At 50.5% G+C, this 13,062-nt stretch carries 10 protein-coding genes and 1 tRNA gene; 10 read left to right on the forward strand and 1 reads right to left on the reverse strand.

Features of this window, described 5'->3' with window-relative positions:
- The first annotated feature begins 4 nt into the window (after window positions 1-4).
- Window positions 5-295 (forward strand): hypothetical protein, encoded by a 291-nt coding sequence (locus DW739_RS01080; RefSeq protein ID WP_022359095.1) that lies wholly within the window; start codon window positions 5-7, stop codon window positions 293-295.
- Between the two features lie 194 nt (window positions 296-489).
- Window positions 490-714 (forward strand): hypothetical protein, encoded by a 225-nt coding sequence (locus DW739_RS01085; protein ID WP_022359096.1) that lies wholly within the window; start codon window positions 490-492, stop codon window positions 712-714.
- 113 nt (window positions 715-827) lie between these two features.
- Here DW739_RS01085 and DW739_RS01090 read toward each other — a convergent pair.
- Window positions 828-901 (reverse strand) — tRNA-Pro (locus tag DW739_RS01090).
- A gap of 543 nt (window positions 902-1,444) precedes the next feature.
- On the opposite strand from DW739_RS01090, the gene DW739_RS01095 reads away from it, so the two are divergent.
- The 8 genes from DW739_RS01095 (at window position 1,445) to DW739_RS01130 (ending at window position 12,747) form a co-directional block, all read left to right on the forward strand.
- Window positions 1,445-2,221: an HAD family hydrolase gene (locus tag DW739_RS01095; RefSeq protein ID WP_118467525.1), complete on the forward strand. Its 777-nt coding sequence runs from the start codon at window positions 1,445-1,447 to the stop codon at window positions 2,219-2,221.
- A 242-nt stretch (window positions 2,222-2,463) separates the two neighbouring features.
- Window positions 2,464-3,474, forward strand: a complete 1,011-nt coding sequence (asnA, locus tag DW739_RS01100; RefSeq protein ID WP_022360200.1) for an aspartate--ammonia ligase — start codon at window positions 2,464-2,466, stop codon at window positions 3,472-3,474.
- 151 nt (window positions 3,475-3,625) lie between these two features.
- Complete coding sequence (gene lpdA / locus DW739_RS01105; protein WP_118742490.1) at window positions 3,626-5,047, forward strand: dihydrolipoyl dehydrogenase; 1,422 nt, start codon at window positions 3,626-3,628, stop codon at window positions 5,045-5,047.
- A 25-nt stretch (window positions 5,048-5,072) separates the two neighbouring features.
- Window positions 5,073-6,869, forward strand: coding sequence for an aminopeptidase P family N-terminal domain-containing protein (locus DW739_RS01110; protein WP_181357136.1), 1,797 nt, complete (start codon window positions 5,073-5,075; stop codon window positions 6,867-6,869).
- A gap of 121 nt (window positions 6,870-6,990) precedes the next feature.
- The gene (locus tag DW739_RS01115; protein ID WP_118742491.1) at window positions 6,991-8,268 is read left to right on the forward strand and encodes a peptidoglycan-binding protein; all 1,278 of its coding nucleotides are present in this window, start codon (window positions 6,991-6,993) and stop codon (window positions 8,266-8,268) included.
- Between the two features lie 123 nt (window positions 8,269-8,391).
- Window positions 8,392-9,822, forward strand: coding sequence for an MATE family efflux transporter (locus DW739_RS01120; protein WP_106999719.1), 1,431 nt, complete (start codon window positions 8,392-8,394; stop codon window positions 9,820-9,822).
- 199 nt (window positions 9,823-10,021) lie between these two features.
- A complete protein-coding gene (locus tag DW739_RS01125; RefSeq protein WP_107000382.1) occupies window positions 10,022-10,732 on the forward strand; it encodes a Bax inhibitor-1/YccA family protein in 711 nt (236 codons plus the stop codon).
- Window positions 10,733-11,148: 416 nt separating this feature from the next.
- Window positions 11,149-12,747, forward strand: a complete 1,599-nt coding sequence (locus DW739_RS01130) for a GH25 family lysozyme (protein ID WP_243023708.1) — start codon at window positions 11,149-11,151, stop codon at window positions 12,745-12,747.
- Window positions 12,748-13,062: the final 315 nt, after the last annotated feature.

The raw sequence follows: 13,062 nt of genomic DNA on the forward strand, positions 1-13,062 counted from the left end.
GCGGATGGATATACTGTTCTTTTTAACGGGGTGTCTGGGACTGGCAGAGACAATTGATTTGTTCTGCGGCAAAGATTTCCTGATTTTTATATCGGATTCGATCGATCCGAAGAAATATAACCTGAAAAAGGTGTATGCGGTTGAAAAATGGCTGTTTGCGATTGATACGCTGTCGCTGTTTGGCATGGCGTTTCATCTGGGCGGCGGTACGGGCGATCTGGTGCTGGCGGCAGTTGTGCTGGTGACACTGTTCGCACATGTGTATGTGTTTAAGAGCCGGAACTTCCGGGTGTAAGTAGATAAAAGTGGGCGTGATGTGTCTGGCATGCGCCCATTTTTATTGCCATGATGCAGAGAAAATGGCTGGTGGCGTGTTTTGGGACAGATGCTTGAAACGGCTGACAGTGTGGCTTCCGGGGAAGTGGGACACACTTTGCGTTGACAGGCATATGATATAGTATCAATGAAAAATGAAAAGGAGATTATCATATGTGTTGGTCTTGGGGTAATGGTTGTGGACACTGCGGAGGATGCGGCGGCTGCGGAAACAATGGATGGGGCTGGAATAGCTGTGGAAATAATGGAAGAAATTCCTATCGGAGAGGTTTCAACGATGGTTATGCAATCGGCTATCGGGATGGCTATGATGCCGGAAGAGACAGCCAGTCTGGCTGCGGCTGCAGTAATAATGGCGGCTGTGGCTGCGGAAATTAGAGATGGAGATTCAGCTTGCATGGGGTGTGAACTGAGAGGAAGAAAGCCGGGCGGTGAGAGCTGCCCGGCTTTCTTCCTTTTATTTATTAAGAACTCTAAGAATATGCTAAAAATCGGGGCAACAGGATTTGAACCTGCGACCTCTCGGCCCCCAGCCGAGCGCGCTACCAAGCTACGCCATACCCCGAAAATAAATCATAGCTGTACTTTGCCAAATGTTCAGCTGACATATACCGCCATTTGTTGAAATATTATATGCATGATACCAGGGTCAAAAGGTCAGAAGTTCGACGCAAGCTTGCTTGCAGGAGAATTTTTGACCTTGGGACCCGCCAAAAACATGAGTAAGTAGCCATTTTTCAAAGAAAAATGAGCGAATTGCGAATGTTTTTGAGAATTGCGGGAGCACGCAGTGCAGAGCAATTCGGTATCAGAGGGGTCAAAAGCTTTTGCCCCCAACATCATATGCATATCATTATATCAAAATTACATCAAAAATCAACTATGACTTCTAAATTTTCGCTGCCGGATGTTTGTTTTTTTGATGTAATTTTGATGGTTGAGTGGAATTTTACGAATCAATGGAATGGATCAACAGAATGAATATTTTCCCAATATTGACTCCAAATTTGAAAAATGGTATGATGAAAACGTGGATAATTAAAAGAAAAGGTCATAGCAGAGTCTTCGGCTGTGACCTTTTGTAGTAACCAACCCCAAGGAGAACATCATGATAAGTTTTGACCTCGACATGACCCTCTTAGACCACCGGACGGATCAGATCACACCGAGTGCGCTGGAGGCGATTGAAAAGCTACGCCCGAAGTACAAGATTGTGCTGGCAACGGGGCGCGATATGGATAATTATTACAGTACATCGTACCGGGACATCGTCCGTCCGGATGCGATTGTACATATGAACGGGACGAAGATCACAGTGGGAGATAAGCTGCTGTTTGAGCACATCTTTGATCCGAAACTCCTGCGCCGGGTGCTGAGTTTTTGCGATGAAAAGGGCTTCGGAATCGGCATGACGGTGGGGGATGAAGATTACTATATCCATCCAGAGATCATTGCGGCTAATGATATCCGCTTCTGGGGAAGCTGCGGGCGGCAGTTCCAGGATCCGTGGAAGATGCTCACGATGCCGGTCCGGACACTGGCGTTTGTCGGCAGCCGTGAACAGGTGAAGGAGATGGAACGGGAATTTCCGACCCTGAAATTGCCGATGTTTGCGAGCGGACATGGCGCGGATGTGGTCGAGAAAGGCAATTCCAAGGCGGACGGACTCCGCAGGCTGGCGGTGTATTTTGGAGAAAAAGAAGATCTCTCCGATACAGTGGCATTTGGCGACAGCATGAATGATATTGAGGTTGTGCAGGAAGCCGGCATCGGCGTGGCGATGGGAAATGCAGTGGATGCGCTTAAAAAAGTAGCCGATTACGTGACGGCACCGATCGGGGAAGATGGAATTTATAAAGCGTGCGAACACCTTCATTTATTTTAAAGAAGTTATTTTCCTATTTTACCTGTTCCCATTTTCCTATATAAATGATATAATAGCTACCAAACGGTTATTGTCCACAGGTGAGTTTCTTTGAGTAGAAATTCCATGCAGTACAATAACAAGAAATGACTTAAAAGGCGCGTGCCTGCAAGCTTTGACTAAAAGGATGAACTGCGGCTGCAGAAATCGGCAGTGCGGCAGGGAACCGGACACGCACCGGGAAAAAAGAGAGGATGTAACAGATGGAACATTTAATTACTCCGGCTGGTTATAAACCGGTATTGGATTTGAGAGAAACACAGGTTGCTATCAAGGAAATCAAGGACTTTTTTCAGAGAGAACTGGCAAAACAGCTCAATCTGACCCGTGTGTCCGCACCGCTTTTTGTACTGCCGGAATCTGGTCTGAACGATAACTTAAACGGCGTAGAGCGCCCGGTGTCCTTTGGAATTCTGGAGCAGAAAGATCGGAAGGCTGAGATTGTACATTCTCTCGCCAAATGGAAACGTCAGGCATTAAAAGAGTACGGATTTCAGGAAGGTGAAGGCCTTTACACCGACATGAGCGCGATCCGTCGTGATGAGGATACAGACAACATCCATTCCATTTATGTGGATCAGTGGGACTGGGAGAAGATCATCAGTAAAAAAGATCGTACCCGTGAGACACTGGAATCCATTGTCCGTTCGGTTTACAAGGCACTGAAAGTGACCGAGGACTATATGGCATATGAGTATGAGTACATTGGACGTTATCTTCCGGAAAATATCACATTTGTGACGACCCAGGAGCTGGAAGATATGTATCCGGATTGCACACCGAAGGAGCGCGAGTACAAGATTGCGAAGTTGCATGGTGCGGTATTTATTGAGCAGATTGGTGACAAGATGAAATCCGGTGAGAAGCACGATGGTCGTGCTCCGGACTATGATGACTGGAAATTAAACGGCGATATTCTGGTATATTATCCAGTTCTGGATATCGGACTGGAGCTTTCTTCCATGGGTATCCGTGTTGATGAGGATTCCCTGAAAGAGCAGCTGGTAAAGGCGGGATGTGAGGAACGCGCGGAGCTGCCATTCCAGAAAGCAGTTCTGGAGGGAGAGCTTCCGTATACAGTCGGCGGCGGTATCGGTCAGTCCCGTATCTGTATGTTCTTCCTGCGGAAAGCACATATCGGAGAGGTGCAGGCGTCGATCTGGCCGGACGGTGTGCGCGCAGAGGCAGAGGCTCACAACATTCATCTGCTGTAAAAATAAAATTGATGAAAAGCTGCCCGGGAAAGTGATTTTCTGCGGCAGTTTTTTGTGTAATAAGAAATTCATTAGAATTCCCTATTACACAAAAAGGCACATTCTTTTTATGTAATGGGAAGCCCATAGAATGAGAGGATAGGATATTTATATGGCGGATCATATCTATGATTTAATTATTATCGGTGCGGGACCGGCGGGATATACGGCAGCGCTGCGTGCGGCAGCGATGGGGATGGATGCAGTCCTGATCGAGAAAAAAGCGCTGGGCGGCTCATGCGTCAATACCGGCTGTATTCCTGCCAAGGCGCTTCTGCAGGCGACGGCGGTCTACCGGGATATGCTGAAAGCATTCCGGTTTGGCATCGTGGCGGAGAAGGTCAGCTTTGACTGGCGGCAGATGCAGATTTATAAAAATGAGTCCGTGGAATCATTCCGCTCAATGATTCAGGGAATGTTAGAAAAAGCGGAGGTGGAGATGATTCACGGCGATGCGCGCCTGCATGCGGATAATGTGGTGCGTGTGACGACCTCCAAAGGCGCATTGACGCTGAAAGGAAAAAATGTGATTCTGGCAACCGGTTCCAGCCCTGTGATTCCGGATATCCCGGGAATTGATCTGCCGCAGGTTATGACAAGCCGTGATATTCTGCGGATGGATGACTGGAATTTTGACTGTCTGACGGTCATCGGCGGCGGTGTCATCGGTGTGGAGATCGCGACGATCTTCGCGGCGCTCGGTTCCAGCGTGACGCTTTTGGAGCAGGCAAACCGTCTGCTGGAGTCGATGGATCCGATGATTTCCGAGCAGATGGAAGCAAATCTGCGTTCTAAGGGTATTGAAGTCCACTGCAATGTACAGGTCATGGAGATCAAGGATCGCGGCAACGATACGGTGTCGGTCAATTACCGCTGTGAGCGCGGCTGGAAGGAAAGCCCGGCAGACCGCGTGCTGGTGGCAGTCGGCAGACGCCCGAATATGTCGAAGGTTCTGGCGGACGATTGTCAGGTGCAGCTGGAAAATGGGCGTCCGCTCATCAAGGGAACTTACCGCACGACGCAGGAAAATGTCTATGCGATCGGCGATACCGTGGCGCGGAAACGTCTTGCCCATGTGGCAGCGTCCCATGCGGCTTATCTGGTCGAAAACCTGGCGGGACGCGGACACCGGATGCAGCTTTCGGTCGTGCCGAACGGTATGTATGTCGTGCTTCCGGTTGTGCCGACCTGTATTTATACGGAGCCGGAGATTGCGGCGGTTGGATTTACGGAAAATGACGCCCGCCTTTATAATATGAAGATCAAGTGCGGTGTGGCATATATGACGGAAAATGGAAAAGCGCTTCTGGCGAGAAACAGCCGCGGTTTTGTGCGCCTGATTTTTGAGGCGTATACCAACACGCTGATCGGGGCGCAGATCATGTGTGCGCGTGCGACGGACATGATTGGAGAGATGGCAACGGCGATCGCCAACGGTCTTACGGCATATCAGCTCTCGACGGCGATGCGCGCGCATCCGACGTACAGTGAGGCGATCACGGAGGCGATCGAAGATGCGTTGAAAAATGGATAATAGAGAAACAATAGGAGGCAGAAAAATGGGACGTGAGGTTCGGGAGAGAATTGAACAGCTTCGCGAGAAGATGGCGGAGCGTGGAATGGACGCATATCTGATTCCGACATCGGATTTCCATGGCTCGGAATATGTGAGCGAGTATTTCAAATGCCGGAAATATATGACAGGCTTTACCGGCTCGGCGGGAACAGCGATCATCACGATGGAGGACGCAGGGCTCTGGACGGATGGCAGATATTTTGTGCAGGCGGCAGCAGAGCTTTCCGGCAGCGGGGTGAAACTTTATCGCTCCGGTCAGGAGGGCGTGCCGACAACGCTGGAATTTTTGAAAAAACATATGCCGGAACAGGGTGTTCTGGGCTTTGACGGCAGAGTGGTCGATACGGCAGAGGGCGAGCACATCGCGAAAGCACTGTCTGGGAAAAAGGTACGCATTTCGGAGGGAGAGGATCTGATTGGGAGTATCTGGGATGACCGCCCGGCGCTTCCGATGAACCCGGTCTGGATTCTGGAAGAGAAGTATGCGGGAAAACCGGCGGCGGAGAAGATTGCAGATCTGCGCGGGGAGATGAAAAAGTGTCAGGCGACGGTGCATCTGCTGACGAGTCTTGATGATATTGCGTGGCTTTTAAATATCCGGGGCGATGATATTGTACATACGCCGGTTGTATTGTCCTACTTGATTGTGACAAAACAGGAATTATTCTTCTTTATTCATGAGAAGACGCTGAACGAGGAAGTACGTGCCTATCTGCATGGACTGGGCGTTCGGATCATGCCATATGAGGCGGTATACCAGATTGCATCCGCATTCCGCTATGAGCGTGTATTATTGGAAAAGTCGAAGATCAATTACCGTCTGTTCCGGTGCCTGGATGCGAGTGTGAAAGTGATCGAGGCGATGAACCCGACGGCAGCGGCAAAAGCAGTCAAAAATCCAGTGGAACAGGAAAATATGCGCCGCGTGCATGTGCAGGATGGTCTGGTATTGACCCGTTTCCTGCGCTGGATGAAGGAACATGCAGGTGAAAAAGGACTGGATGAGTGGACCGCCGGGGAATATCTGGATAAGCTGCGCCTGGAACAAAAAAACTGCCTGGATATGAGCTTTACGACGATCTCTGCGTGGGGACCGAACGCGGCGATGTGCCACTATACGGCGTCTGAGACAGAGAAGAGCAGTGTGCCGAATAAGGGGCTGTATCTGGTCGATTCCGGCGGACAGTATTATGAGGGAACGACGGATGTGACGCGTACCATCGCGGTCGGACCGATCACGCAGGAAGAAAAACGCTGCTGTACGCTGGTGGCGTGCTCGATGCTGCGTCTGCTGGATGCGAAGTTTATGTATGGCTGCCGCGGTATCAACCTGGACTATATTGCGCGCGAACTCCTGTGGAGAAACGGCCTGGATTTCAACCATGGAACAGGGCATGGTGTCGGCTATCTGGGCTGTGTGCATGAGCGCCCGAATTCCATCCGATGGAGGCTGCTCACATCGCCCGCTGAAAATGCGGTTCTGGAGGAAGGCATGGTTACCTCTGATGAGCCGGGTCTTTATCTGGAAGGAAAATTTGGCATCCGGACGGAGAATCTGATGCTCTGTGTGAAAGATGTGAAGAATGAATTTGGTCAGTTCATGAAATTTGAAAATCTGACCTGGGTTCCGATTGATCTGGACACGATCGATGTATCGCTGATGGAAGGGCGTGACCGCGAGCTTTTGAACGCGTACCACAAGGGCGTGTTTAAGAAGCTGTCTCCGTATATGACGGAGGAAGAGAAAGCATGGCTGACAGAGGCGACGCGAGCGATTTAGAGGAGGAGAACAAGGAAGATACGGCAGTAAAACATTAAAAAGCGGTTAAAAACCGGCATAGATAAAAGATGCCGGATATAAACTGTAAATGACCATGTAAAATAAATGTGAGGCTGCGTGTATGCGCTATCATTTGTTCGACCGTGTTCGAATCTGTGAGACAACTGGAATGCAGGACGGCTATCTGAGGATCGATGTGGTAAACCGTGAAAACAATTTCCCGATTGAGGGAGCAGAGGTTTCGGTCAGTTATGGCGATTCCGGACAGACGCAGGAAGTGCTTAGAACCAATTTATCCGGGCAGACAGAGGAGATTGCGGTAGCAGCGCCTCCTGTGTCGCTTTCACTGGAAGAACAGAACCGGGAAAAGCCGTATGCGGATTATACGGTGGAAGTGAGGGCAGAGGGCTATGAGTCGGTGAAGGTAAAGGGAACGGAGGTGCTGGCGGGCGTGCTGGCAGTCCAGCCGATCCGGATGATTCCGCTTCCAGCTCAGACCGGAGCGGAGGAGAATATCCAGATTCCGGACCATACCTTATATGGTTCCTATCCGCCCAAGATTGCCGAGGATGAGGTAAAACCAGTGCAGGAGAGCGGAGAGATCGTGCTGAGCCGCGTGGTGGTGCCGCAGACGATCGTCGTGCATGACGGTGCACCGACGAATGCGTCCGCAAAAGATTACTATGTGGCATACCGGGATTATATCAAGAACGTGGCATCGAGCGAGATTTATGCGACCTGGCCGCGCAGCACAATCGTCGCTAATGTGCTGGCGATCATGTCGTTTACGTTGAACCGGGTGTATACGGAGTGGTATCGGAACCAGGGCTACGATTTTACGATTACATCCTCAACGGCATTCGATCACAAATGGATTTACGGGCGCGATATTTTTGAGCCGATCTCAGAGGTGGTGGATGACATTTTTGACAACTATCTGTCCCGCCCCGGTGTGAGGCAGCCGATTCTGACGCAGTACTGCGACGGGCGGCAGGTGTCCTGCCCGGGCTGGATGACCCAGTGGGGATCATGCAGTCTGGGAGAACAGGGATACAGCGCGATTGAGATATTGCGGCGCTTCTATGGAAATAGTATTTACATCAACACTGCGGAACAGATATCAGGAATCCCGATCTCCTATCCGGGGGAACCGCTTAAGGTGGGGGCCAGCGGCGATAAGGTGCGGCAGCTGCAGCAGCAGCTTGACGCGGTGGCGACTGTGTATACAGCGATCCCGCGGGTTACGCCGGACGGGATCTACGGACCCGGAACGGAGGCGTCCGTACGGGCGTTCCAGTCGGTGTTTGGACTTCCGCAGACGGGCGTGGTCGATTTTGCTACCTGGTACAAGATTTCTCATATCTATGTGGGGATCTCGCGGATTGCGGAGCTGAATTGAGTTGGAAATGGGATTTGCGGGAGAAGAATAACGAAAAGACATATGAATTCCTATAGGTGAAATATCTGTGAGCAGGATGCATACAGGAAACAGAGACAAAGAACATAAGAGGGGGTGGATTGGATGAAAGATACCAGACGGGAAGAGGGAGTCAGACAAACCGGGGGGACTGGCCGGGCAAATGCGATCACAGAGGGAGTGATCTGGAAACAGCTTCTGCTATTTTTCTTCCCGATTTTATTTGGAACTTTTTTTCAGCAGCTCTATAATACGGCAGATGCGGTGGTAGTAGGCCGTTTTGTCGGAAAGGAAGCGCTGGCGGCGGTCGGCGGAAGCACATCGATGCTTACGAACCTGCTGGTTGGCTTTTTTGTAGGACTTTCTTCGGGTGCGACAGTTATCATCGCCCAGTTTTACGGGGCGGGACGCGGTCAGCGGGTCAGCGAGGCAGTCCACACGGCGATTGCCTTTTCGCTGCTGTGCGGTATCCTCATGACGGTTGGCGGACTCCTTTTTTCCGACACGGCGCTTCGCCTGATGGGGACGCCGGAGGATATCATGGACAATGCAAGCGGGTATCTGCACATTTATTTTGTCGGAATCACGGCGAACCTCTTATATAATATGGGTGCCGGAATCCTGCGGGCAATCGGTGATTCCAAAAGACCGTTCTATTTCCTTGTGATCAGCTGTTTTACAAACATTGCGCTCGATCTGTTGTTTGTAGTAGGACTTCGGATGGGCGTGCGTGGCGCGGCGGTGGCGACGATTCTTTCCCAGGTGGTCAGTGCGTGTCTGGTATTGGGAACGCTGATGCGTGCGGATGGCTCGTACCGGTTTGAGATCCGGAAAACGCGGATCACACCGGTGATTCTGGTGCGGATCATCCGGATTGGGTTTCCGGCTGGACTCCAGTCGGTTATGTATTCCTTTTCCAACCTCGTGATCCAGAGCAGCGTCAATGCACTGGGAACAGACACGGTGGCGGCGTGGGCTGCATATGGAAAGATCGACAGCACTTACTGGATGATCATTAATGCGCTGGGGATCTCCATCACGACCTTTGTCGGACAAAATTACGGCGCGGGGCGGCTGGACCGTGTGAAACGCAGCGTGTACGTCTGCCTGGGAATTTCCTGTATTATCACGGTGGGGCTGAGCACGATCCTGTATCTGACGGGCGGCTATATTTATCTGTTGTTCACAACGGATGCGGCGGTAATTGCGATCGGCATGAAGATTCTTCACTTCCTGGTGCCGGCATTTGTGACATACCTCTGTATTGAGATTTATTCCGGCGCACTTCGCGGTGTGGGAGACTGCTGGATTCCGATGATTATGACGGCGCTGGGCGTGTGCGTCCTGCGGGTTGTCTGGATCCTGATCGCTGTTCCGATCCGCCCGGATATCCTGACAGTGGTATTCAGCTATCCGCTGACCTGGACGATCACAACGGTTCTCTTTAATATTTATTATTATTTTTTCAGTGCGCTGAAAAAATGGAATGTGCCGCTTCCGTGGAAGAAAAAGAGGCGGGAGCTTCATAACCTGTAAATAGTTATGCATGGTTTCGAAAATGATTGACAAAACGGGGTGGTACTGGATTTTTTTCAGAAAGTGTGATATTCTTATGTTACAAAAGATAGGTGACAGTGTTTCTTCCTGGATGGATGCCGCGCAAGCGGCAGATAAAACGGAGATTCGAAACAGAGGGCAGAGGCACTTGCCGCTGGTCAGAAAGAGAGGCAGAATTATGGGCTATGAACCAATGAATGAGTCCTGGCAGATGGCGGGGGAACGCCATGAGACACTGGGACAGTATGTGGCGAAGACATATTTATGGATGTTTGCAGGGCTTCTTGTGACATTTGGCATCGCATTAGCCGGATACGTGACGGGAGCGATTTTGTATGTATTTCAGGTTCCGTATGCGACCCTCGCATTGACGGGACTGGAGCTTTTGACGGTGATCTGGCTGAGTGCCCGGATTCACAAGTTATCGGTGGGAGCGGCGAGAGGGCTGTTTCTATTCTATGCAGCTTTAAACGGCGTTGTTTTCTCGATGTATTTCCTGATCTTCGGTGTTGTGGAGATGGTGTTTGTATTTGCGGCGACCGCGCTGTTCTTCGGAATGATGGCGGGCGTCAGCCTGATCTTCAAGCTGGACTTGAGCGGAATCCGTCCACTGCTCGTTGGCGGATTGCTGTTTCTGATTCTCTTTGGTCTGCTTTCAATGTTTTTAAATCTAGGCAGCTTTGAGACAGTGCTCTGCTATGCCGGTATCGTGGTATTCTTAGGCTTTACCGCTTATGATACAACCAAGATCCGGGATAATTACCAGATTTTCTCTGCGGATCCGGAGCTGCTTCAGAAAGCATCGGTATTCTCGGCGTTGCAGCTGTATCTCGATTTTATCAACCTGTTTCTGTACATTATCCGCCTGATGAACCGGAATCGGAAATAGGAAAAAATCTTTCAGGAGAACGAAAGTTCCTTTGCAGGAATAAAGAAAAGTGGAATTTTGCGGAAAACTGAATATGCAAAAATGAAATGCCGGAACGGGGGAAAGCTTTGTTCCGGCATTATTGTGTTTTTCTGCTTGAAAATCCTGTTTTTGGCATGGACGGCTTCATTCTTTTAGCAGAAAGGGAAGCATTCTGTAATAAATTTGACAGATTTTATTTAAAGTTTCTCTATTGAAGTGGATGGGGAGTATCTGTTAAACTAGATTATAATAGGGAAAGTCCTGCTGTTGGTTACACAGTGTGTGGATGAACCATATCTGTTTCGCATATGCCCCCGCCGGATCAGGCGGGGAAATGTATATAAAATGGTGAACAGACAACAGGAATAAAAGGATAATCAAGGAGGTTTTTTGGCATGAATCGGAATAGAGTGAACAAAAAAAGGATGGGGGGCGCGCGTGTGCTTTCACGGGCAGCGGCTGGCATGCTGGCAGCAGCGCTGTGCTTTCAGCCGATGACAGCGCTGGCAGGACCGGCGGGAGATTCTTCTCTTACATCGTCATCCTCGAATGCGGGGCCGGGCGGCGGTTCGGTCAGCTCCAATTCGGGAAGTACAGGCAGCTCTGGCGGTTCGACTTCTGTTTCCAATGGAGGTGTGAGCGCGGTCACATCGGGGCTTGGCGTGTACCGGGTGACGGAGAATGAGGGGATCGGTGCGATTGCGCGCGGCGTGGATGTGTCTTACTGGCAGCAGAATGTAAATTGGAGCCAGGTGGCATCGGATAATGTACAGTTTGCGATGCTGGCAACCCGGTTCCGCGGTAATGTGGATCCGTTTTTCGCTATGAACGCGGCAAATGCGAGCCAGGCAGGGCTGCGGCTGGGCGCGTACATTTATTCGTATGCGACTTCGGTCGAAATGGCGCAGCAGGAGGCGGATTTTGTCCTGAATCTTATCAAGGATTATCCTATCTCCTTCCCGGTTGTCTTTGATGCCGAGGATGCTAATACGCTGGGAACTCTGACGCAGTCTCAGGTCAGCGATGTGATCAACGCGTTCTGTAAGCGGATTCAGGATGCAGGATATTATCCGATGGTCTATGCAAATGAATACTGGATTGCCAATAAGATCGATATGTCGAAGATTTCGTATGATATATGGGTGGCAAAATACCAGCAGAAGTATACATATTCAAAGACCTCGATGTGGCAGGCGTCCAACACCGGTTCGGTCAAGGGCGTGAACGGCAATGTGGATATTGATTATCTGTATAAAGATTATACGCAGATCATTCCGGGCAATACCTGGCGGACGATCGCGGGGAACCGTTACTATTATCAGAACCATGTGATGCAGAAATCGGCGTGGATCAACGATGGTCAGAATTGGTACTATATGAATGCGGCGGGCAATCCGTCTACAGGATGGCTGGAGCTTTCGGGCAAAAAGTATTATTTGGAGGCGGACGGTCATATGATTACCGGCTGGAAGACGCTGGACGGCGGCTGGCGTTACTTTGACGCATCTGGCGAACAGGCGACGGGCTGGCGTGCGGTCGATGGAAGCTGGTATTTCATGGCGGACAATGGTCTGATGCAGACCGGCTGGCTGGAGACGGGCGGCAAGAAATATTATCTGAACGCATCCGGCGCGATGCAGGCGGGCTGGCAGAACCTGGGCGGAAGCTGGTATTACTTTGACGGCTCCGGCGCCATGACGACGGGCTGGCAGGCAGTCGGCGGAAAGTGGTATTACATGAATGAGTCCGGCGTGATGCAGACCGGCTGGCTGGATCTTGGCGGTAAGAAATATTACCTGGATGCCAGTGGCGCGATGTACGCAGGTATTACGTTCGAGATGGATGGAAATACCTGGCAGGCAGCGGCAGACGGAAGCTGCACGGTAGTTCTGCCGGAGGAGAATGCGGCGGGAAATGGCGGTTCGACGGACGGACAGACTCCGATAACCGGAAGCCAGTCACCGGTGCAGCCGTCCGGTCCGGCAGGGGTATAATATAAATATGATTTGAACCAGTACCCAGATATTGGAGCTGATTCAGTTAAAAAAATGAAAAAGTAAACAAATTCGAACGGAAATAACTTGCTTTTTTGCCGACCTCATTATACAATGTTAAACAGGCAAAAAAATGGACTTGCTTATGGGATGGAGGAAACCAGCATAAGTAATCTGGCATAACATGACGTTTCAAACTGCTATATCAACTGTATGTGCAAGATAAGCTGCGGCTGTTCCGGTGCGGATTTGACGAAAGATGCGAGGCTCTTCTGGCTGCAAATTAGGAAGAGCCTCGGTATGCGTTATATCGGC

It is taken from the genome of Clostridium sp. AM28-20LB, from assembly GCF_003480665.1.
GTDB lineage: Bacteria > Bacillota > Clostridia > Lachnospirales > Lachnospiraceae > Otoolea > Otoolea fessa.

Excerpts from the sequence above, each read along its gene's own strand:
- DW739_RS01080 (WP_022359095.1), top strand. The coding sequence starts at position 5 with ATGGATATACTGTTCTTTTTAACGGGGTGTCTGGGACTGGCAGAGACA.
- DW739_RS01085 (WP_022359096.1), top strand. The coding sequence starts at position 490 with ATGTGTTGGTCTTGGGGTAATGGTTGTGGACACTGCGGAGGATGCGGC.
- DW739_RS01095 (WP_118467525.1), top strand. The coding sequence starts at position 1,445 with ATGATAAGTTTTGACCTCGACATGACCCTCTTAGACCACCGGACGGAT.
- asnA (WP_022360200.1), top strand. The coding sequence starts at position 2,464 with ATGGAACATTTAATTACTCCGGCTGGTTATAAACCGGTATTGGATTTG.
- lpdA (WP_118742490.1), top strand. The coding sequence starts at position 3,626 with ATGGCGGATCATATCTATGATTTAATTATTATCGGTGCGGGACCGGCG.
- DW739_RS01110 (WP_181357136.1), top strand. The coding sequence starts at position 5,073 with ATGGGACGTGAGGTTCGGGAGAGAATTGAACAGCTTCGCGAGAAGATG.
- DW739_RS01115 (WP_118742491.1), top strand. The coding sequence starts at position 6,991 with ATGCGCTATCATTTGTTCGACCGTGTTCGAATCTGTGAGACAACTGGA.
- DW739_RS01120 (WP_106999719.1), top strand. The coding sequence starts at position 8,392 with ATGAAAGATACCAGACGGGAAGAGGGAGTCAGACAAACCGGGGGGACT.
- DW739_RS01125 (WP_107000382.1), top strand. The coding sequence starts at position 10,022 with ATGGGCTATGAACCAATGAATGAGTCCTGGCAGATGGCGGGGGAACGC.
- DW739_RS01130 (WP_243023708.1), top strand. The coding sequence starts at position 11,149 with ATGAATCGGAATAGAGTGAACAAAAAAAGGATGGGGGGCGCGCGTGTG.